Genomic DNA, 20664 nt, shown 5'->3' with positions numbered 1-20664 from the left:
GACCGCCCGCCCTGGGCCTTTGCCCAGCGGCCGGCACCACCTCAGCCGTGCGCAGGTGGTGGCGTCGCAGCGGCTTCGCATGCTGACCGCCACTGCCGAGGCGATGAAGGACAAGGGGTACGCGGGGACCTCGGTCGCCGAGATCATCCGGCGTGCCGGGGTGTCGCGGGAGACGTTCTACCAGCAGTTCCGTTCCAAGGAGGACTGCTTCATCCAAGCGCTGGACGCCGCCACGCACCAGTTGGCGGGCCTGCTCGGCGATGCGTGGCAGCCGGCGCCCGACTCCGCCGGGACGACTTCGCCGGTCGCCCCGGAGGAGGTCTTCCGCCGGCTGCTGCGCCTCTATCTGCGGACCCTCGCCGAACGGCCCGCCTTTGCCCGGCTGTTCCTCGTCGAGGTGTACGCCGCCGGGCCGGAGGCGATGGCCCGCCGCATGGAGTGGCAGCGTTGGTTCGCGGACGCCATCGCCGAGATCTTCCAGGTGGGAGCCGGGGGCGGTGCGGACGAGCCGCGCTTCGCCTGTGAGGCCCTGGTCGCGGCCGCCGCGCAGCTGGTGACGGCGCACCTGGCCGCGGACGACCTGCGGGGCCTGCGCGGCCTGGAGGATCCGCTCGTCCGTCTCGCGGTACGGCTCCTCGGCTGAGCGGTCAGCCGGCCGCGGGGAGCCAGGGGAAGTACGCCAGCCGGCCCCGTACGTCGGCGGGCAGCAGCGGCGTGATCATGGAGCGGTAGTCGGCCACTTGGTGCCTGCCCTCGGCGGGGTCGCTCTTGAACACTTGGTGGGGCGTCAACAGTTGGTGGGGCGTCCCGCTCGGGATCGGCAGCCCCGGGCCGCAGAGCGGGATCTTCGGCGGCTGGCGGTTGAGCTGGTCGCCGCCGCCGGAGACGGCATGCGGGTTGATGTCGTAGGCGTGGTCGCCGGTGAAGTATCCGACGACGCCGTTGGCGAAGCAGGCCAGATTCGTGAGCACGTTCTCGGAATAGCAGATGCCGTCGTTGGTGTTGCAGATCTCCTTGACCGTCAGATCGCCGAAACCGCGCGGCCCCTTCATGGTCATGCCCGGCAGGATCGTCGGCAGGTTCGTCTCGATGCCGCCGGGGCCGCCGTCCGCACCGGGGCGCCGGGGATCGCCGTAGAGCACACCGTTGATCCGGTCGTGCGGGACGGCGTCGCTTTCGGAAAGGACGGCCAGTTCATCGCCGGCGACGATCGCGCCCTGCGAGTAGCCGGCGATGGTGATGTGGCTGGCGGAGCACATGCCGTGGAAGTCCTTGACCGCCGCGTCGAGTTTGCCGATGCCCTCGGCCACGGAGTCGTCCAGTGAAACGGTGTCGCCGGGGTACGGGGCGATGGACGCCGAGTAGTGGATCTTCGTGAACGAAACACCTTCGGGGAGGGCGGCGTTGCTGCGGTCGTAGACCGTGGCGTCGCCGTCGAGGTGGCCGCCGACCTCGAAGATCATCGTGTTCGGGCAGTCGGCCCGGGTCTGCACCTGTGCGTGCGTGCGCGTCTGCGTCTGCGTCTGCGGGGAGGCGGCGACGGCCTGCGGCGCGCTCAGCCCCAGGGCGGGCAGCGCGACGACCAGCGCGAGTAACGATCGTGCCTTTCGCATGTGCACCTCGTCTCGAATCGGCTTGGGAGGAAGCTGAGTTCCGGCCCAGTGCGACGCCAAAGGTAGCGCTGGGAGAGGTTCTGCGAACAGAGGTGTTCGTGAAAGTGTGGTGTGCGTGGCGGGCGTCGTGGGGCGCATCGCGGCGAGCGGGCGTGCGGGGAGGTGTTGCCGTCCACGGCGCGACGCACCAGCGGGGCCCGGAGGTTCCCCAACTCGCCCTGCACATACGGTGATTCGAGCCGACCCGGCTCAGCGATGTCGGTCGTGGTGAGTAAGGTCCATGCCATGGAACTACGGGGACGCACTGTCGTGCTGTACGGGGACTTTGACTCCATCGGAAGAGACGAGGCGATACGCCGGCTGGAGGCGCTCGGCGCCCGGGTGGCGGACACCGTGACCGCTGGGACGGACCTGGTTTTTCTCGCCTTCGGTGAGCGGGGTCCCCTACCCCGCTCGGACGAGATGCTCCGCACACCGCAATTCGACGAGGAGGCGCTGCTGGGCATGCTGGAACGTGCGGAGGGCGGCGGCTCCTCCCCCACGTACGACCCGCCGCCGTTCCTCGCACCGACCGCCCTCGCCGCCGCGGCCGGCTCCGATGAGCTGCGCGCCCTCTTGGACGGTGCCGACTGGTCCGCCTTCACCCCGCACCGGGACCTGCCGCCGCTGCGCGCCCGCCTCGCGGAGCTGGAGCGCAGCGAGGGCGTCACCGACGCCCATCGACTGGCCACCCGCCGGCTGTGCGACTCCGGTGAGGCCAGGCTGCTGCACCCGTATGGCCATGAAGTGGAGATCGTGGGCCATGCGCTGAGCCCCGACGGCCGCTATCTCGCCACCGGCAGCTGGGTGGGCGACGACTACGACGCGGGCGGCGTCCTGCAGATCTGGGAGGTCGCCTCCGGACGGTGCGTCAACGCCGTCCCGGGCATCATCGGTGGCATCGGATGGCCCGATTACGGGCGCACGATGCAGTGGTCCGCCGACTCCACCCGCCTCGCCATGGCCTACTGCACCAACATGGTGGGCGTGTGGAGCCCTACCGGGGGGTCCATGGACCCGATCGCCGCGATCTCCGTGTCGGACGGCAATTCCCGCCCGTCGGAGTTCGCGCTCTCCCCCGACGGGCGGAGCGTCTACTTCCACTGCGGCACGAACGGCGACGGCGGGCTGCAGGGCTGCCTCGTCCCGCTGGACCGCGGTGAACTGGACTGGCTGCCCAACCATGTGGAGGCCGAGCACCCGTACGCCATGGCGCGGCGGCTCCCTGAGGCGGTGCGGAAGGAGTTCGACCGGCTCGGCGCGCGGCCCGACGAGGACGGCTTCCGGGTCGGGCAGTGGATCGAGCGCCCGGTGTGGTCGCCCGACGGCACTCGTCTCTTCGGGGCCAACGCCCTCTGTGTGGACGCCGGGACCCGCCAGGTGCTCTGGTACGCGCAGGCCAACCTCTCCTGCCCCAGCCCGGACGGCCGTCTCGTCGCCGCCGTCACCGACCGCGGTCTGTTCTTCCGCGACGCGGCCGACGGCCGGACACGCTGCGGTCCCTTCGCCCTCGGCAAGCCCTGTTCGCTGCGCTGGGCCGGCGGGCGCACCGATCCGCAGACCAACCGGCTCGCCGTCCTGACGCCCGGCTCGGGCACGGCCGCGCCCGCGGTCCACATCTTCGACGACGAGCGCCATGTCGGCAGCGTCTCGATCGCGCACCCGGAGTGGCGGGACGACGACAAGTGGGGCGGCGACGTCAACGCCTGGGCCTGGGCGCCCGGTGGGGAGCGCGCGGCCTGCCTGACCTCCGAGGACACCGTCGAGGTCTGGTCCCTCGCCGATCCGGCCCGCGCCCGGCGGCTGAGGGTACTGGCCGCGGGTGGCGCCGACGCCGTCCACTGGGGCGCGGACGACACCCTGGTGCTGGTCGGCGCCGCTTGCGTCCGGTTCGTCCGTGCCGACACCGGCGAGGCCGTCGGGGACTTCCCCTTCCTGCGGGTGCCGGAGGGGCCGCGCCCCGTGGAGGGCGACGCGGCCGAAGAGTTCGCCAGGCAGATCTTCGCCCTCGACGACCGTACCTGGGCGATGACGCTGGAACCCGGCGCCGTCATCGCTCCGCACGGGCGCGAGGACGCGCTGGACTCCGTGCTCACCTGGGCGGTGGGGCGCCGCCTCGCCTGGCCCGTGCGGTGGGGTGGGCTCCAGGTGCTGCCGGACGCCCTGACCGCGGCCGATCTGCTCGACTCCGAGGACGGCGAGATCCTCCGGGAATACCGCGAGGACCTGGCGGAGCGGGCGGATTCCGGCGAGCCGTCCGCATGGCCGCCGCCGAACACCGCCGGTGTCGACGAGTTGTACGAGGCGGTGCGGCGCTCCCTCGCCCACCTCGATCACGACCGGTGGGGCTTCGCCATCGGCCCGTATCTGCGGGCCGCCGCCCGGCTGCGCGTCCGGCACGGCGCACCGGAGGCCGCGCTGGCGCTGATCGACGACGTGCCCGATGTGACGGACCGGATCGCCGCGGCGTCGGACGTCGCCGTGCTCCTGGCCCGCGCCGGGCGGGCGCACGCCGCCCGTACCGCGTTCGACTGTGCCGAGTCCCTCGTCGCCGAGGTCGTCGGGAAGGAGATGAACGCCGACATCGCCGCCTCGTTCGGGGCCGCGTGTCACGCACTGGGCGACCCTGGACGCGCCGAGGACTGGTTCCGGCGCGCCCGCGCGGCCATCAGCGTCGAACCCAACCCGTGGGAGGACCATCTGGCGGTCCTGCACGCGGTGCTGGAGTGCGGGCGGGAGGACCTGGCCCGCGAGATTCTGGCGGACCGGAGCAGCCACCCGCGGGCCGGCTACACCTCGGAGCCGGAGTGGCTGGTGTATCTGGTGCGCGGCGGCCGGATCGACCTGGCCCGCGAGTTCCAGCGGCTGCCCGGCTGGGAGGTGCCGTACGAGGTGCTGACGGCGCTCGCCGAGGCCGGCCGGCCGGACCTGCTGGAGGGGTGGGGAGAACACAACTGGTCGGTCGACGAGGAGTTGGTCGAGCGGGCCCACCTGGCCGCCGCTGCCGGCACCCCGCCGGTCCGGCCGCTGACGCCGACCGACCTCGACGTCGAGGAGTTGGCCAAGGACTATGCCGAGATCCAGCAGACGCCGCACGCCCGGCGACAGCGGCCCATCGAGTTACTGATCCAGAGTGCCGCCGAGTGCGGTCATCTCTCCGCCGTGCTCGACCTGCTGGAACTGGTTCCGCTCAGCGACGACTTCAACGACCGCCCGAGCGCCGCGTTCGGTGCCCTGTGGCTCGCCCTCACGGGGTTCAACCGCCCGCCCTGGTGACCCGTCGCACTGCCGCCGACGCGCCCGTCCGGGGCGGGCGCGTCGGCGTCGCGGGCAGGCACGGCACCACCGGCAGGGGTGAGTGGTCGTGACCCGGTTGTCGCCGGTCGTCACCGACGACGGCCGCGGCGACCTCCCCTCGCGGAAGGTCGAACTCGCCGTCGTCGGGGCTTTGTCCGGGCCGCCCGGCCCCTCACCGGGAACACACGTGACCGCGCTCGATGCCGTCCGGACCCCGGAGACGACGCCGGTGATCCGCACTCTCCCGCGCGCAGGATCGACCCCCGGGCACGCCGACCCCGGGCGGCGCGGGCCGTGAGGTGGTGGGAGCTCGGTGCGCTCAGTTCTGTGTCACGACCCGTGAGGTGAGGGCGGCTGCAAGGGTGGCGGCGGTGGCCGAGCAGGCGACGACCGTCCAGGCGAACGGGCCGAGCGGGGTGCAGCCGAAGAACTGGCTGACCAGCGGGGTCTCGACGAGGGTGAGGAGGGCGAGGGCCGAGACGGCGCTGGTGCCGAGGACGAGGGGGCTGTGCCAGCGGGTGAGCAGGGTCTGGCCGAGCTGGGTGCCGACGAGTGCGGCCAGGCCCATGGTGGAGGCGCGGCGGGTGCCGCCGGGGACGAGCCGGGTGAGTCGGCCGATCTGCCAGGCGGTCAGTGCGGCGAGCGCGGTGGCGCCGCCGCGTACGGCCAGTGCGCGGGCCATGTCCGTGCCGACGAAGCCGCGTGCCGGGCCGGCGCCGAGCGGGCGGACGTCCTGGTTCCCTGTCCGTTCGCCCCGTTTGGCCGGGGTGAGGGCGACGGCCAGCGACGGGAGCATGTCGGTGAGCATGTTCACGACCAGGAGTTGACGGGTGCTCAGCGGTGTCCGGCCGCTGAGGGCGGTGGCCAGTACGGTGAAGGCGACCTCGCCCGCGTTGCCGCCGACGAGGATGGCGACGGCGTCCCGCACGCTGTCCCACAGGGCCCGGCCCTCGCGCAGCGCGTCCAGGATGAGCCCGGTGTGGGCCGCGGTGAGCACCAGGCCGGCGGCGGTCCTGGCGGAGCCGGTGCCGCGCCCGGCGACGGCGATGCCCACGTCGGCGCGGCGGATCGCGGCGGCGTCGTTCGCGCCGTCGCCGGCCATCGCGACCACGCGGCCGGCCTTGCGCAGGTCCTTGATGATCCGCACCTTCTGCGCGGGTGACACCCGGGCGAAGACGGCGGCCTCGCCGACCGCGGCGATGCGGTCGGGGGCGGGCAGCACGTCCAGCTCGGCGCCGGTCAGGACCTGCTGGGCGTCCGGAATGCCGAGTTCGGCGGCGACCGCCGTGGCGGTGTCCGGGTGGTCACCGGTGATCATGACGACCCGGATACCGGCCTCGCCCAGCCGGCGCACGGTGTCGTCGGCGGCCGGCCGCGGGGTGTCGGAGATGCCGACGAAACCGAGCAGCGTCAGTTCGTCGACGTGCTCGGCGAGCCGGCCGCGTACCAACTCCGCGTCGGGCACCGTCCGTTGGGCCACGGCCAGCACCCGCAGGCCCTGGGCGGCCAGCCGGCCCACGGTGTGCTTGGCGGCCCTGCGCCGGACGTCGGTGATCGGCCGGTCCTCCTGCCCGGGGCGTGGCACCCGGGTGCAGCGGGCGAGTACGACCTCGGGAGCGCCCTTCACCGCGAGCACCGCCGTGTCCCCGTCCCGTCCGAGCGAGGCGGCGTATCCGCGGCCGGTCTCGAACGGCAGCTCTTCGACGAGCGTCCAGGCGGTGTCGTCCTCCGCGGCGTGGGCGGCCGCCACCACGGCCCGGTCGGTGGCGTGCGAAAGCGGAAGGGCCGTGCCCTCGGTCGGCGGGCAGGCCCGTGCGGCGGTGCGCAGCACCTGCCGGCCGACCGGCCCGCCGGGCGGCAGGGGGCCGGACGGCCCGGCCAGCCGGGTGACCCGCAGCCGGCCCTCGGTGAGCGTGCCCGTCTTGTCGAAGCACAGGGTGTCGACCCGGCCGAGGGCCTCCAGCGCCCGGGTGGACCGGACCAGCACGCCGATACGGGACAGCCGGCGGGCGGCGGCCAGTTGGGAGACGGTGGCGACCAGCGGAAGCCCCTCGGGAACGGCGGCCACCGCCACCGCCACGCCGGACTCCAGTGCCCGGCGCAACGGCAGCCCGCGCAACAGGCCGAGACCGGTCACCACGGCACCGCCGACGCCGGTGGCGGGCAGCGCGATCCGGGTGAGTTCGGCGAGCCGGGCCTGCATGCCCAAGGCCGCGTCGACGTGCCCCGCGACGGTGGCGGCTCGCCCGGCCTCGGTGGCCGCGCCGGTGGCCACGACGATGGCGATGCCGCTTCCGGCCAGCACGGTGGTGCCCTCGTAGACGATGCAGGAGCGATCGGCCGGTTCGGCGCCCGGGACCGGCTCGGCGGTCTTCTCCACCGGCACCGGCTCACCGGTCAGGGCCGCCTCGTCGACTTCCAGGGCGTCGGTGAGCAGCAGCCTGGCGTCGGCCGGAACGACGTCGTTGGCGCGCAGCGCGATCAGGTCGCCGGCCCGCAGGGACTCACCGGGGACCCGTTCGCTCGGCGCGTGCCGGAGCCGGGCGAGCGGCAGGGGTACGGACCGCTGCTCGTCGGCGCGCAGCCGGCGTGCCGTCGTCTGCTGACCGACCATCAGCTCGCCGAGCGCCCGCTCGGCCCGCATGCGCTGCGCTCCGCTGATCACGGCGTTGCCGGCCATGACGCCGACGACCAGCAGCGCGTCCACGCTGGATCCGACGATGGCCGAGGCGGCGGCGCCGAGGGCGAGTACCGGAGTCAGCGGGTCGTCCAGCTCGTGCTGTGCGGCGGCGGCCAGCCGCAGCGCGCCACGGACGGGGGTGATCACGGCACGGTCGAGCAGCGGATCGGACCCGTACCGCCGCACGATGCGGTGGGCGAGCCGGTGTACGGGGCCGTGTGGGGCGGCCGTCGTGGCCCCCGGGCCGTCGGACTCCGCCTCGGTGGTGCGGCCGTGGTGCAACCGGCGGTAGACCTCGTGCGCGCCGAGGGCGTGCCAGGCGTCGCGGACGACGGGCGGCGGCAGCGGCCGGTGGTCCAGCCGGCGGGCGGTGAGCGCGTTGGCCAGCATGGCGGTCAGGCAGGCGGCGTGCACCGGCGGGAGGTCGTGCCAGGCGGACACCGCCCGCATCGGTCCCCTGACACGGCGGCGTCTTCGGCTGGCGACGAGCAGCGCGCCGAGCGCCGAGCCGCTGAGTGAGAGCTGGGCCGCCCGTGCGGCGGCCCGGCGCGCGGCGGGCACCGCGCTCAGCAGCCGCCACACCTCGGCGAGGCCCGGTCCGCACACCAGGTCGGCACACCAGTCGGTGGCCCCGAGGCGGCGCAGCACGTTCACGCCGACGTCGGCGGCGTCCAGTGCCCGCTGTCCGTCGTGTGCGATGGCCAGGACGCCGTGGCCGTCCCGCTGCAGGGCCTGGACCTGCTCGGTGAGCCGGTCGGCCTCGGGCGCGGACTCATCGCCCCAGGCGAGCAGTTCGGCCACGCTGGCGTGCTGGGTGAGGACCACCGTGGGCGCGGCTTCGTGTGCCGCGGCGAGCACCGCTTCCGCCAGCGGATCGAGCGAGGTGCCCACCCGGACCCTGCCGGCCCGGTGACCGTCGTGGTCCACCAGGTCCAGGGTCATTCCGGTGGGATGGGACGGGCCGCTGCCTGACAGTGCGTCATGCGCCCGTACGAGCCGCCAGCCGCTGCTCGTACCGACGCCGGGACCGCTGCCACGGCTCCCTTCGGACTCCCCGTCGGGCACCTGGTCCTGCCGCTGGTCCCGCCGCGGCCATGGGCCGTCGCCGCGCAGGCCGGCCGTGCCGCAGTCCGCCAGCAGCCCGCTCGCGGTCCGCCACACATGGGCGTCGTCGAGCGCGTCGCTCGTGGAGACGGCGGAGAGCAGCCGAAGTTCCCCGTTGCACAGCACGGAGGAGTCGATGACCACCGCGTCGATCCGGTCCAGGCGACGCAACGCGGCCGGATCGAGCGCCACCACGCCGCGCCGGGCGAGGTCATGGCCCAGCACGGTGGCGAACGCCTCGCGGCCCAGCCCGGCCGCTTTGGGCACGGTGGCCAGAACCGCGTCCCCGGCCGCGACGGGGTCACCGGTTCTGAGCAGGACCGCGGCACCGCCGAGCAGCTGCCCGAGCGCGGTACGGTCGGCGGCCTTCTCCACCGGTCCCGGCGGCAGCGGGCAGGGCCGCCGGGCACGCCCCGGGCACTCCTGCGGCTGCGCCGCACCGCCCCGCACCACCAACTCCCGCTCGCGCAGGTTCCAGGCCCGCCGGCGCGCCAGGATCTCGTAGAGCTGGAAGCCCCGGTACGCGGCGTCCACGGCGAGCGGCGTGGCGCCGGAGGACGTCCCGTGCACGGCCGCGTTGACGACCGCGAAGAGCACGTCCGTACGTGTCCGCCCGATCCGCCGCTCCCACTGCTGCCGGGCCTGCGGCAGCGCGTCCGCCAGGGCCACCAGGGCTCGCACCGGGCTGGGCACGGCCGGCAGCGCGGTCAGCCGGCCGAGCAGCGCGGTGCCCACTCCCAGACAGTCCGCGGCCAGCGCCACCGCGGCGGCCGAGACGGCCAGATCGTCATCCGGATGCCGTCCGTCCGCGCTCTCGGCGACGCGGTGCGCACCATGTGCCTCCTCCACCGCCTCCACGGTCGCCACCAGGCTCTCCAGGCCGACGGAGCCCTCGGCGTAGGCGATGAGCACATGCCCGGTGACCGCGTTCACCTCGGCCCAGCGGACACCCTCGATCCGGTGCAGTGCTCTGGTGAGCGCGCGCACATAGCGGTGGTGCCGATCGCCGTTTCCGGACAGGCCGTGCGCCTGGATGTGCGCACGGCCGGACCGGGCCCACACCCGCCGCGGACGCTCGCCGTGTGCGAGGTCGCGCAGCGCTCCCGCGGCCCGCTCGGCCGCCTGCACCTGGCCCTCGACCACCCCGCGCACCGCGGACCAGCCGGTACGCGGCAGCGCGGCGCCCGCCGCGCGAGCGGTTCCCGACGCGACCTCGAGCGCCTGCCCACCGGCCCGAGCAGCGATCCGCACCGAGGCGGTGGCGCCGGTCACCGCACCCCCTACGACCAGCGTCGACGCCACACGGGCCACGGCTATCGGAAGCCCCAGCACCGCGCCCCACGCGCCCGCAGCCGGAACTCTCACGCCGCCTCACCCCTCTCAAGCCGTCGCCACGGTGCGCGCGGGCCCCGGCGGGCACACCACACACCGCCTTGACACGTACCGCGACGGGCCGGTTGCCAAGGCCGCCGAACGGGTCGGGCGGCGTCCTGGCTCAGACAAGCCCGGCCGACGATGCCTCGGGGCGGCCCGGCCGAGGTCGCCGCCACCCGCCCGCGTCGCCCGTCCTGCGGGCGCGGCGCATGGCGAGCGCCATGACGAGGACCCACGCGTCCAAGGCGAACGCCGCTATCCGTTCCATGCCGCCCAGCCCGATGCCGGGGTCGTGCTGACCGAAGAACAACCACGCCGAAACCACTGCGACGGCGGCTATGGGGAGAGTTATGGGACGCAGTCTCCCGACAAGAGAATTGCGCGGGGCGAATCCGGCGCAGATGAGCCCGATATTTCCGAGCCCCATGATGAGGAACGCGCCCAATACATGGACGTTCTCGTCGACGTCGGCGGGGACGAAGCCGACCAGAATCCACCCACCGGCGGTGAGGGCAAACAGAGTTCGGGCACTTCCCGATATCCAGCCGCGGCCCCAGCAGCCGCTGCTGAGCAGGGTGCCGGCGAGCAGCAGTACGCCATGGATGACGAAGGAGGTGTTCATGGCGTCGTGCAGCGGTGAGCAGACATAGCGGGGGCGGGAGACGTCCGCGATCTGGCATCGGACGTTGCCGAGATCGCTGATGTTGTAGCTCGCCCAGCTGTAGGGCGTGCGCCAGGCTGCCTGCACGACGAGTTGGGTGACGAGGAGCTGCACGGTGGCGACGACCCAGGCGGCCGCGGCGAACTTTGCGGCCATGGCGGTGCGGTTTTCGGAGTGCGACGCGGTTTTCGGTTTCACAACTGCCTTTCCGGCCCTGAATTGAATGGTTTTCGCTCGGCTCACGTTGTCAGCCGGCCCGGTCCTCTGACATCGCTGCGCCGGGGGAATTCGGTATCCCCCGGAAGCGGCAGTCCCGTACTGGCTCTTTCGGGGGAGGTGCGCCGCGGGGCCCGGCGGTACTGTGCGGGCCGTGAGCACAATGATTCGGTCGCTCTGCGGCCGCGCCCTATACCGGAGTTGGACCTACGCGTTTATCGGCGCGGTGCTGAGCCCGCCGCCGCTGATCGTGGCACTCGTCGCGGCTTCGCCTAAGTGGCCGGCGGCGCTTCGTATCGTCGGATTCTGCTGTGCGCTGAGCGCGGTGCTCATCGCCATGAGCGCTCCTCGTGCGGCGCGCAGTGGGTGTGTGCGGCTGGCCAACCGGCTGCTGGATACCGGCCTTCCGGCCCCGCTGGATTCGTCGGCGTCGCCCTGGGTGAACCGCGTGCGGACGTCGGCGTACCTGGCCGCGCACATGGTGGTCGGCGGTGCGGTGACCGCGGTGACCTGCCTGGCGTTCTTCGCGGCCGTCGTGTTGCCCTCGGTCTGGCTGAGCGGTGGCGGCCCGGTGGCGAGTTTCGGCTGGACCGTCCCTGTGGGGCAGGGCTGGCAGGGGCTGTGGACGGTGGTCGTCTCCGCCGGATGTCTGGCGCTGGTCGGATTCGTCGCCGTCGGCGGTGCGGCGGTCCTGCGGCTGCTCGCCCCGGTCCTCCTCGGGCACCGGCCCGCCGAGCGGCTGGCCGCGGCGGAGCAGCGGATGAACATGCTGGCCCAACGCAACCGACTGGCACAGGAGTTGCACGACTCCATCGGACACACCCTGACGGCGTCCACCATCCAGGCCGCCGTCGCGGGGGAACTGATGGACCGTGACCCGGCGGCCGCCCGGCGTGCCCTCAGCAGCATCGAGGAGACCTCCCGCGCCGCGATGGACGACCTCGACCACGTCCTCGGCGTCCTCCGGGAGGGCCGGTCGCCCACCGCCCCGCAGCACACCCTCGCCGACCTCGGCGCCCTGACGGAGTCGGTCAGGCGGGCGGGCGCCGGACTTCGCGTCGAGACCACCGGAGATCTGACCCGCCTCCCGGCCACCGTGTCCCGTGAGGCGTACCGGATCGTCCAGGAGGGCCTGACCAACGCCCTGCGGCACAGCGAGAGGGCCGGCATCAGCCTGCGGGTCGCCATACGGGACGGCTGGCTGGAGGTGGAGCTCAGCAACCCCGTCGACGTCGGGAGACGCTTCCGCCCCGGCCGGGAGCAGGGCCATGGGCTGACCGGGATCGCCGATCGAGTGCGGCTGCTGCGCGGCGAGGTGTCGGCAGGGCGTACGGACGACGACGGCGGCACCCACTGGCGACTGGCCGCGCGGATACCGCTACGGTCGGCGCCATGACCGCGTACAGCCCGTCAACACCCGACGTCGACCCGCCGGTCAGCGTCCTCGTCGTCGACGACGAGGAGCTCACGCGTACCGGGCTGCGGGCCCTGCTGTCGGCCAAACCCGACCTGGACGTCGTCGGCGAGGCCGCAGACGGCGCGGAGGTGCTTCCGCTGGTCGAGCGGCTGCGCCCGGACGTCGTGCTGATGGATGTGCGGATGCCCCGGGTGGACGGCATCGAGGCGACCCGGCGGCTGCGGGCCGCGCTGCCCGACCCGCCGAAGGTCATAGTGATCACCACGTTCGAGAACGACGAGCATGTCTATGACGCGCTGCGGGTGGGCGCCAGCGGGTTCATCCGCAAGCGGGCACCGTCCCGGCAGATCGCGCACGCCATCCGGCTGGTCGCCACCGGTGACTCCGTGCTGTTCCCGGACGACATCCGCCGGCTGGCCGCCGGCCGGCCCCTACCACGGGATGCCGCCACCGGCAGGGCCGCCGCGCTCACGGGCCGCGAGACCGAGATTCTGCGGCTGATGGCGAAGGGCCAGTCCAACCAAGAGGCCGCCACACAGCTGCGGTTGAGCCTGGAGACGGTCAAGACACACGTGGGCAATGTGCTGGCGAAGCTGGGCGCGAACAACCGCACCCAGGCGGTCGTGCTGGCCTACGAGGCGGGCCTGGTCGGCTCCGGCACCAGCGATCACTGACCGGCCGCCCGGCAGCGTCGGACGGCCGGGCGCACGACGGGTCGCCCCCTCCCCCTCACGCACACGGCCCCCACCGCACACGGATCCCTCGGTCGCCGGGGCGCCGCCGCGCCGGCCACGGTCACCGACGGCCCGGACGCGGGGCATGTCCGTGAATCCCGCCGCCGCGCCCGGAGATGTCGTTCGCGATGACCGGGAGTGCGGGAAAATCATCACATGCGCACGTTCAGTCGGTTTTCGGCACTGGGGCGCACGCTCCGGCCCCCATGGCGCCGCCCATGGGCCGACAGACGCCGAGGCCGTCGGCGGGGTCGTGCGGACTCCGGCCATGGGCGTGCCGCAGCGGCAGGGCGCGCACCGCGGCGCGCCGGCGGCCGGTCCTGGAAGGCGCGTCTGACCTCGCTCTTCAGCCTGCGGAGCGTCGCCGGGCAAGCGTTCGTGTGGCAGCTGACCGTGCTCGTCCTGCTGGCGGCCACCGCGATGGCGACCCTGGTGCTCAAGACCACCCACGACGCCCAGACCGATGCCCGCCACCGGTCCCTCGCCGTGGCGGAGGGCTTCGCGCACTCCCCCGGCGTCGCGCAGGCGCTGCGATCGCCCGACCCCACGGCGGTACTCCAACCGCTCGCGGAAGCGGCCCGAAAAGGTTCCGGCGTGGGTTTCCTGTCCGTGCTCAGCAAGAACGGGATCCGTTACACCGACCCCGTACCAGGTCTGATCGGTCGCCGCGCCGAGGGCGACATCGGCCGGGCGGCGGCCGGCCAGTCCTTCACCGAGGTCTTCAAGGGCAGGCCGCAGAGCGCGGTGCGTGCCCTGGTGCCCGTCACCGACGCGCAGGGCACGGTGATCGGAATCGTCTCGGCGGGCGTGCAGACAGTGGATGTCGGCGCCACGGTGAACCGCCAGCTGCCGGTCCTCTTCGGTGTCGCGGCGGGCTCGCTGGCCCTCGCCGCGGGCGGGGCGGCGCTGGTCAGCAGGCGGCTGCGACGCCAGACGCACGGCCTGGGGCCCGTCGAGATGACCCGGATGTACGAGCACCATGACGCCGTACTGCACTCGGTCCGTGAAGGTGTGCTGATCCTGGACGCGGACCGGCGGCTGGTGCTGGCCAACGACGAGGCCAGGCAGCTGCTCGGCATGCGGGCGAGCGCGGAGGGGCTGCGTCTGGACGAATTGGGCCTGGTCCCGGAAATGGCCGCCCTGCTGGGATCCGGGCGCACCGTCACCGACGAGGTGCATCCGTCCGGGAGCCGTCTGCTGGCCGTCAACCTGCGGCCCACGGCCGTCCAGGGTGGGCCCGCCGGGTGGGTCGCGACGCTGCGGGACACCACCGAGCTGCGTGCGCTGGCCGGCCGGGCCGAGGAGGCCAGGGAACGCCTGAAGCTGCTGAACGAGGGCAGCACGCGCATCGGCAGCACACTCGACCTCGATCGGACGGCGCAGGAACTGGCCGAGGTGGCGGTGCCCCGGCTCGCCGATTTCGTCAGCGTCAACCTGCTGGAGACCCTGCTGAGCGGAGACGAGCCGCCCCCGGGACCGATCACCGGCGCCGTGCTGCGCCGGGTGACGCACCGGTCCGTTCTGGAGGGCACGCCGGAGGCGGTCGTCGGGGTGGGCGATGTCGCCGTCTACCCCGAGAACTCGCCGCAGGCCCGCTGCCTGGAGACGGGGCGGTCGGAGCTGCACCGGGTGGCGGACCCGGTCATCAGCTCGTGGCTGGCGACGGACCCCGTGCGTCTCGCCAGGAGCCGCACGTACGGGTTCCACTCGTGGATCACGGTGCCGCTGATCGCACGGGGTACGACGCTCGGAGTGGTGGACTTCGTCCGGTCCCGGCACCCCGAGCCGTTCGAGACCGATGATCTGGCCCTGGCCGAGGAGCTGGTCGCCCGCACGGCCGTCTGTCTGGACAACGCCCGGCGCTTCAACCGCGAGCGCACGGCGGCTCTCACGTTGCAGCACAGCCTGCTGCCGCGGCGGCTGCCGGCGCAGTCCGCGGTGGCGGCGGCCTTCCGGTACCTGCCGGCCGATCCCCGGCTGGGAGTGGGCGGCGACTGGTTCGACGTGATTCCGCTGTCCGGCGCCCGGGTGGCGCTCGTCGTCGGCGACGTCGTCGGACACGGCATCCACGCCTCCGCGACCATGGGCCGGCTGCGCTCCGCCGTACTGACCCTCGCCGATGTCGACCTCGCGCCCGACGAGTTGCTCACACAGCTCGACGATCTGGTGATCCGGCTGGCCGCCGAATCCGGGTCGAACGGGGAGGCCGGGACGGACGCCGAGTCCGCCGCGCCGGGTGACGTCGGCGCCACCTGCCTGTACGCCGTCTACGACCCGGTGTCGGGCCGCTGCTGCCTGGCCCGTGCCGGCCACCCGGCACCCGCCGTGGCCCATCCGGACGGCACCGCCACCATCCTGGACCTGCCCGCCGGGCCCCCGCTCGGCCTGGGCGGGCTGCCCTTCGAAGCGGTGGAGACGGTACTGCCCGAGGGGAGCCTGCTCGCTCTGTACACCGATGGCCTGGTCGAGTCCCGGCAGCGGGGCATGGACGCGGGGCTCGACATGTTGCAGCGGGCGCTGGCGGCGGCCCCCGGCCTGTCGCTGGACGCGCTGTGCGACGAGGTCGTCGGGACCCTGCTGCCCGATCACCCCGCCGATGACGCCGCCCTGCTGCTGGCCCGTGTCCAGCGTCTCGACACCGGTCAGGTCGCGACCTGGGACGTGCCCGCCGATCCCGCGGCGGTGGCCGGGGTCCGTGCGGACGCCGTCCGTCAGCTGACGGCATGGGGCCTGGAGGAGGCCGCCTTCGTCACCGAACTGGTCGTCAGCGAGCTCGTCACCAACGCCGTCCGGTACGGCAGCGCTCCGATCCGGCTGCGGCTGATCCGTGACCGCACGCTGATCTGCGAGGTGACCGACGGCAGCAGCACCGCACCGCACCTGCGCCGGGCCCGTGTGTTCGACGAGGGCGGCCGGGGCCTGCTGCTCGTCGCCCAGCTCACGCAGCGCTGGGGTGCGCGGCAGGCCACCAGCGGCAAGGTCATCTGGTGCGAGCAGACGCTCCCCGCGGGCGCGCCGGAACCGGCCTGATCCGGCCACCGGCCGCCCTGGGGCGCGCCCGCACCTTGTCGCCTACTCCTTGACGTCCGCGCCTCGCCGGCTACGCCCGACGGAGCCGGGCGACGATCCCGTTGATGTCGTCGATGGCCCGCTGCGGGCGGACCCAGTGTCCACCGCTCTCCTCGTACCCCTCGTGCGGGATGTCGGCGCCCCCGAGGGCGGCGCGGAACTCCCGCTGACCGGCGAGCACCTCCGGCTCGTTGATCATGCTGAACGGGTCGAGCGGGCTGGGGCTGTCACCGGCTACCAGGAAGATCCGCTTCCCCCGGTAGCTCTCGATGTGCTCCATGGGGTTGTCGGCGCTGACCCTGGCCTCGTCCCACGGCTCTCCGTAGATCGTGCCGCCGGCCAGGTCCAGGGCCGCGGAGGTGACGTTGGCCCAGTGGGTGACCGCGCCGAAGTCGCGGCGCAGGCTGGGCGGGCCGGAGTGGGCGCTCACCGAGGCGAAGTGGCCGGGGTACTTGGCCGCGTACTTCAGCGCGCCGAAGCCGCCCATCGAGAACCCGCCGACCGCGCGGCCGTCCTGCTCGGCGTACGTCCTGAAGTTCGCCTCGACCCACGGGATCAACTGGTCGATGTGGAAGGTCTCCCAGTTCCGGGGGCCGACGTTGGAGCTGACGGGGTTGGAGTACCAGCCCGCGTGTCCGCCGTCGGGCATCACGACGATGAGCGGCTTGCCTGCGGTCCAGGCGCGGATGCCGCCCTCCGGCAGCTGGTCCCAGGACCTGAAGTCCTGGTCGGAACCGCCGCCGTGGAACAGGTAGAGGACGGGGTAGGTGAGTCCGCTGGTGTGGTAGTCGTCCGGGAGCAGGACGTTGACGGCCGGCTCCCAGCCGATCGCGTCGGTCGCGAACTTGTAGTACCACATGCGGGGGTCTTCCTCGTTGTGCTGCACGATGCGCAGTCCGGAACCGTCCTCGGCCGCACCGGCCGGCGACGCCGCCGCGAGGATGCCTGCGCCGCCCAGAGCCATCCCCGCGGAAATTCCGCCGACGGCTTTCAGGACATTTCTGCGGGTCGGGCGGTGCTCGCTCAACATGACCTCCTGGTCGGGAAGTGGAAGTGGCGGTGTCCGTGGCAGTGACAGGGGCAGCGGCGGTGGAACAGTGGCACGAGCCGTTGGCAGACCCCCCGCTTGCTGAAATCCCTTGCGGGGGTACCTTGGAGCCGGCCGCGCCCGGTACCCGCTGAGGGGCGCGGCGACCTCCTTCGACGAAACAGTGTGATGACGGTGCGGCATGGGGTGGGGCATGGGCCACAAGACGCACATCGCGCCCCATGGCGTCCATGTCTCACCGCTCCCCTGCGTCCCAGCGGTTCTTCGGTGGTGACTTGCAAACCATTGCGGGAGACGCTGAAATGCGGATGAAATCTCGATGATGCCGAGATCGGTGTGGGGCGGGGGCTTCGGGGTGCACGGGGGATCTTCTGAAGGGCTGCGGATCGCGGTCCTCGGGCCGCTGCGGGTCTGGCGTGACGGGACTCCGCTGGATCCGGGGCCGGTTCGGCGGCAGGCGGTGCTGGCCGCGCTGGTGCTGCGTCCCGGCATCTTGGTCAGCCAGGAGCAACTGCTCGTCGACGTATGGGACGCAGAGCCGCCCGGGTCCGGCCGCCGGGTGCTGCCGAGCTATGTGTACTCGCTGCGGAAGGCGCTCGACGCGGCGGGCACCGCGCGTACCGGGTCGGTGATCCGCGGTGACCGGGGCGGGTACCGCTTCGTCAACGACGGAATGCGGCTCGATGCGGCGGAGTTGACCGAGCGGGCCGGCGAGGCGCGACGCGCGAGCGCGTCCGGTGACCCGGCAACGGCAATGGACCGGCTCTCCGAGGCGCTCGACCTGTTCGGGGGCGAGCCACTGGCCGGGCTGCCGGGGCCGTACGCGCAGGGCGAGCGGCAGCGGCTGACGCAGTTGCAGCGCACTCTTCAGCAGGAGCGGCTGGAGTGTCTGGTTCTTCTCGGGCGGTCGGCCGACGCCCTGGACGACCTCGCCGCCCTCGCCACGTCCGACCCGTACGACGAGTCGCTGACCGCGCTGCGGATGCGTGCCCTGTACGGCAGCGGACGCCAGGTCGCCGCGCTGAACTCCTATCAGGACATGCGTGCGCGGCTGCGCGACGAGCTCGGGGTCGATCCCGGTGAGGAACTCCGCCGGGTGCACCAGGCGGTGCTGCGCCGCGACGACGAACAGCTCCTGGGTCCGACGGCGGCAGGCTCTGCCACTGCTCCTTCCCCGTCCCCCTCCCGGCCCCCGGCCCCCGCTGGGACCCCGGATCAGCCCCGCCGCCCGGTCAATGAACTCCCGGGCGACATCGGCCGCCTCGTCGGGCGGGAGCGCGAACTGGCGCTGCTGACCGAGCCCTCGGCGCACGAATCCGTGTCGGTCGTGGCGGTGGACGGCCCTGCCGGCGTCGGCAAGACCGCGCTCGTCGTCCACGCGGCCAGTGTGCTCCGCGTCCACCACCCGGACGGCTGTCTGTTCGTGGACCTGCGCGCGCACAGCACGGAGCAGCAGCGACTGTCGCCGCAGCGGGTGCTGCGGCGGCTGCTGCGCTCGGTCGGTGCCGCCGACAGCGAGGTGCCGGACGACCTCGACGAACTCACCGCGGCCTGGCGGGCCGCGACCAGTTCCCTGCGGCTGCTCCTGGTGCTGGACGATGTGCTGAGCGCGCAGCAGATACGTCCGCTGCTGCCCGCCGGTCCCGGCAGCACGGTCATGGTGGCCGGCCGGCGGCGGCTCGCCGGTCTTGACACCGATCGCCGGGTCACGCTGGAGCCCCTGGAGACCGGCGAGGGGCTGTCCCTGCTCCGGCACATCGTGGGCGAGGAGCGCGCGGACCGGGAGCCGGAGGCGACATGTGAGCTGGTCCGGCTGTGCGACGGGCTGCCGCTGGCCCTGCGTATCGCCGGGGCACGGCTGCAGACCCGGCCCGCCTGGACGCTGGCGTACCTGGTGGACCGGATGGCGGGCGACGAGAGCCGTCTCGGCGAGCTGAGCGCCGGTGATCGCAGCGTGGAGGCGGCCTTCCGCCTGTCGTACGACCAGCTCGGGCAGGAGCAGCAGCTCGGATTCCGTGTGCTGGGTCTGTCGCCGACGGTCGAGTTCGACCCGCTGACCTCGGCGGCCATGCTGGGTTGGCCGGCCCGCGAGTCCGAGGAGATCCTGGAAAGCCTGGTCGACGCGAGTCTGGTGCAGCAACCCCGGCCGGGTCGCTACCGGTTGCACGACCTGGTCCGGGTGCATGCGCGGCGGCTCGCGGAGGCCGCGCCCGCCGAAGCCGGCGTGGCCCGCACCGCCGCTCTCCGCCTCTATCTGGACGCGGGCCGGATCACCAGCGACTTGGGCCCGAACGGCTTCGCCACCGGTCCCGAGCCCGCCAAGTCGCCGTTCGCGGACTGGAAGGAAGCGGACAGCTGGCTGGACGCGGCCGGCGGAGAGCTCGTCGACGTCGTCGGACACGCGGCGGCGCTCGGCGAATTCGACTACGCGTGCTGGATCGCCGAGGCACTGATCGACTACTTCACCCGCCAGGGCCGCTATCACGAGTGCCGCACCGCGCTGGAGATCGCGCTCGGGCACGCGGACCAGGCCACCGACCGGCGGATGGCTCCCGCACTGCGGAACTGCCTGGGCATCACCGACATCTACCAGAACCGCGTTGAGGAGGGGCGCGCCTGGTTCACCGAGGCACTCCGCCTGAGCCGCGCCCGCGCGGACCGGCACGAGGAGGCCAGGGCCCGGTGCGGTCTCGGCACCGCCGAACTGACTTCGGGCCGGCTCGAGGAAGCGATCGCCCATCTCACGACGGCGGTGGAGCTGGCTCAGCAGCTCGACGACAACTGGCTCGCCTCGATGGGGCTCTGCGTCCTCGGCGCCCTCCACCACATCCAGGGGCGCTCCGAAGAGGCGCTGGACTTCTTCTCCACCGGCCTCGCGCACGCCGAGAAGAACGGCCGGCCCCGCATGCTCAGCAGGGCCTTGACCACCACCGCCGACGTCCACCTCGACCTCGGCCATTACGGTGAGGCCAAGCATCTCTACCGGCGGGCGTCCGACCTCGCCCAGCAGGTCGGGGACGTGCTCCTCCAGGCGCTCATCCTGACCCGGCTGGGCTCGGCGGAGCAGGGCGAGGGAAATCTGGGCGTCGCCGTGGACCTCCACCACCAGGCGCTCTCCCGGCACCAGACGCTGTCCCCCCTCACCGAACCCCAACGCGACCGGCTGGAGATGCACATCCGCGCCCGGCTGGGCCACACCTACTCCGCGGCGGGCCGCGCCGCCGAGGCCCGGGAGCAGTTCCGGACCGCGCTCGCCCTGCCCGGAGCCGGTGAGCACCTGGAAGAGCGCGCGCTGGCGCTCTCGGGACTGGAGGAGTGCACGCCCCGCGAAGACGGCTGAGCGGCTGCCGTGTCGGGTCGCGGTCCCCCGACACATGAAACAGGATGAAATTCCATCCTGAGGAGGTCAGCC

Annotated in this window: 11 protein-coding genes; 7 read left to right on the top strand and 4 right to left on the bottom strand. The window is 73.2% G+C overall.

What is annotated here, in order from left to right:
• The first annotated feature begins 79 nt into the window (after nucleotides 1–79).
• Nucleotides 80–643 (top strand): TetR/AcrR family transcriptional regulator, encoded by a 564-nt coding sequence (locus FCH28_RS29780; RefSeq protein ID WP_222852460.1) that lies wholly within the window; start codon nucleotides 80–82, stop codon nucleotides 641–643.
• A 4-nt stretch (nucleotides 644–647) separates the two neighbouring features.
• Here the strand turns inward: FCH28_RS29780 and FCH28_RS29775 are convergent, their stop codons facing one another.
• On the bottom strand, nucleotides 648–1613 hold the full coding sequence (locus tag FCH28_RS29775) for a cutinase family protein (RefSeq protein ID WP_136743289.1): 966 nt from the start codon (nucleotides 1611–1613) through the stop codon (nucleotides 648–650).
• A 285-nt stretch (nucleotides 1614–1898) separates the two neighbouring features.
• Between FCH28_RS29775 and FCH28_RS29770 the strand changes: the two genes are divergently transcribed.
• Nucleotides 1899–4928, top strand: a complete 3030-nt coding sequence (locus FCH28_RS29770) for a hypothetical protein (protein ID WP_136743288.1) — start codon at nucleotides 1899–1901, stop codon at nucleotides 4926–4928.
• Between the two features lie 88 nt (nucleotides 4929–5016).
• Nucleotides 5017–5247, top strand: coding sequence for a hypothetical protein (locus FCH28_RS29765; protein WP_136743287.1), 231 nt, complete (start codon nucleotides 5017–5019; stop codon nucleotides 5245–5247).
• Between the two features lie 21 nt (nucleotides 5248–5268).
• Here FCH28_RS29765 and FCH28_RS29760 read toward each other — a convergent pair whose 3' ends face one another.
• Both FCH28_RS29760 and FCH28_RS29755 read right to left on the bottom strand, forming a co-directional pair.
• Nucleotides 5269–10098 carry a cation-translocating P-type ATPase gene (locus tag FCH28_RS29760; RefSeq protein WP_136743286.1) on the bottom strand — a complete coding sequence of 1610 codons (4830 nt, stop codon included), beginning with the start codon at nucleotides 10096–10098 and terminating at the stop codon, nucleotides 5269–5271.
• 130 nt (nucleotides 10099–10228) lie between these two features.
• Nucleotides 10229–10924, bottom strand: coding sequence for a DUF998 domain-containing protein (locus tag FCH28_RS29755; RefSeq protein ID WP_136743285.1), 696 nt, complete (start codon nucleotides 10922–10924; stop codon nucleotides 10229–10231).
• Nucleotides 10925–11147: 223 nt separating this feature from the next.
• Here FCH28_RS29755 and FCH28_RS29750 point away from each other — a divergent pair, with 223 nt between their 5' ends.
• The 3 genes from FCH28_RS29750 (at nucleotide 11148) to FCH28_RS29740 (ending at nucleotide 16165) form a co-directional block, all read left to right on the top strand.
• Nucleotides 11148–12380 (top strand): sensor histidine kinase, encoded by a 1233-nt coding sequence (locus FCH28_RS29750; RefSeq protein ID WP_136743428.1) that lies wholly within the window; start codon nucleotides 11148–11150, stop codon nucleotides 12378–12380.
• Nucleotides 12377–13075 carry a response regulator transcription factor gene (locus tag FCH28_RS29745; RefSeq protein ID WP_136743284.1) on the top strand — a complete coding sequence of 233 codons (699 nt, stop codon included), beginning with the start codon at nucleotides 12377–12379 and terminating at the stop codon, nucleotides 13073–13075. The genes FCH28_RS29750 and FCH28_RS29745 overlap by 4 nt, the downstream gene beginning before the upstream one ends.
• A gap of 216 nt (nucleotides 13076–13291) precedes the next feature.
• On the top strand, nucleotides 13292–16165 hold the full coding sequence (locus FCH28_RS29740) for a SpoIIE family protein phosphatase (RefSeq protein WP_425472028.1): 2874 nt from the start codon (nucleotides 13292–13294) through the stop codon (nucleotides 16163–16165).
• A gap of 70 nt (nucleotides 16166–16235) precedes the next feature.
• On the opposite strand, the gene FCH28_RS29735 is transcribed toward FCH28_RS29740, so the two are convergent.
• Nucleotides 16236–17234 carry an alpha/beta hydrolase gene (locus FCH28_RS29735; RefSeq protein ID WP_136743283.1) on the bottom strand — a complete coding sequence of 333 codons (999 nt, stop codon included), beginning with the start codon at nucleotides 17232–17234 and terminating at the stop codon, nucleotides 16236–16238.
• A gap of 337 nt (nucleotides 17235–17571) precedes the next feature.
• On the opposite strand from FCH28_RS29735, the gene FCH28_RS29730 reads away from it, so the two are divergent.
• A complete protein-coding gene (locus FCH28_RS29730; protein WP_246103348.1) occupies nucleotides 17572–20592 on the top strand; it encodes an AfsR/SARP family transcriptional regulator in 3021 nt (1006 codons plus the stop codon).
• Nucleotides 20593–20664 lie beyond the last annotated feature (72 nt).

The sequence above is a fragment of the Streptomyces piniterrae genome (assembly GCF_005048155.1).
Taxonomy (GTDB): domain Bacteria; phylum Actinomycetota; class Actinomycetes; order Streptomycetales; family Streptomycetaceae; genus Streptomyces; species Streptomyces piniterrae.
Note: the sequence above shows the minus strand (reverse complement) of the source record. Positions and strands in the feature narration are given on the sequence as shown.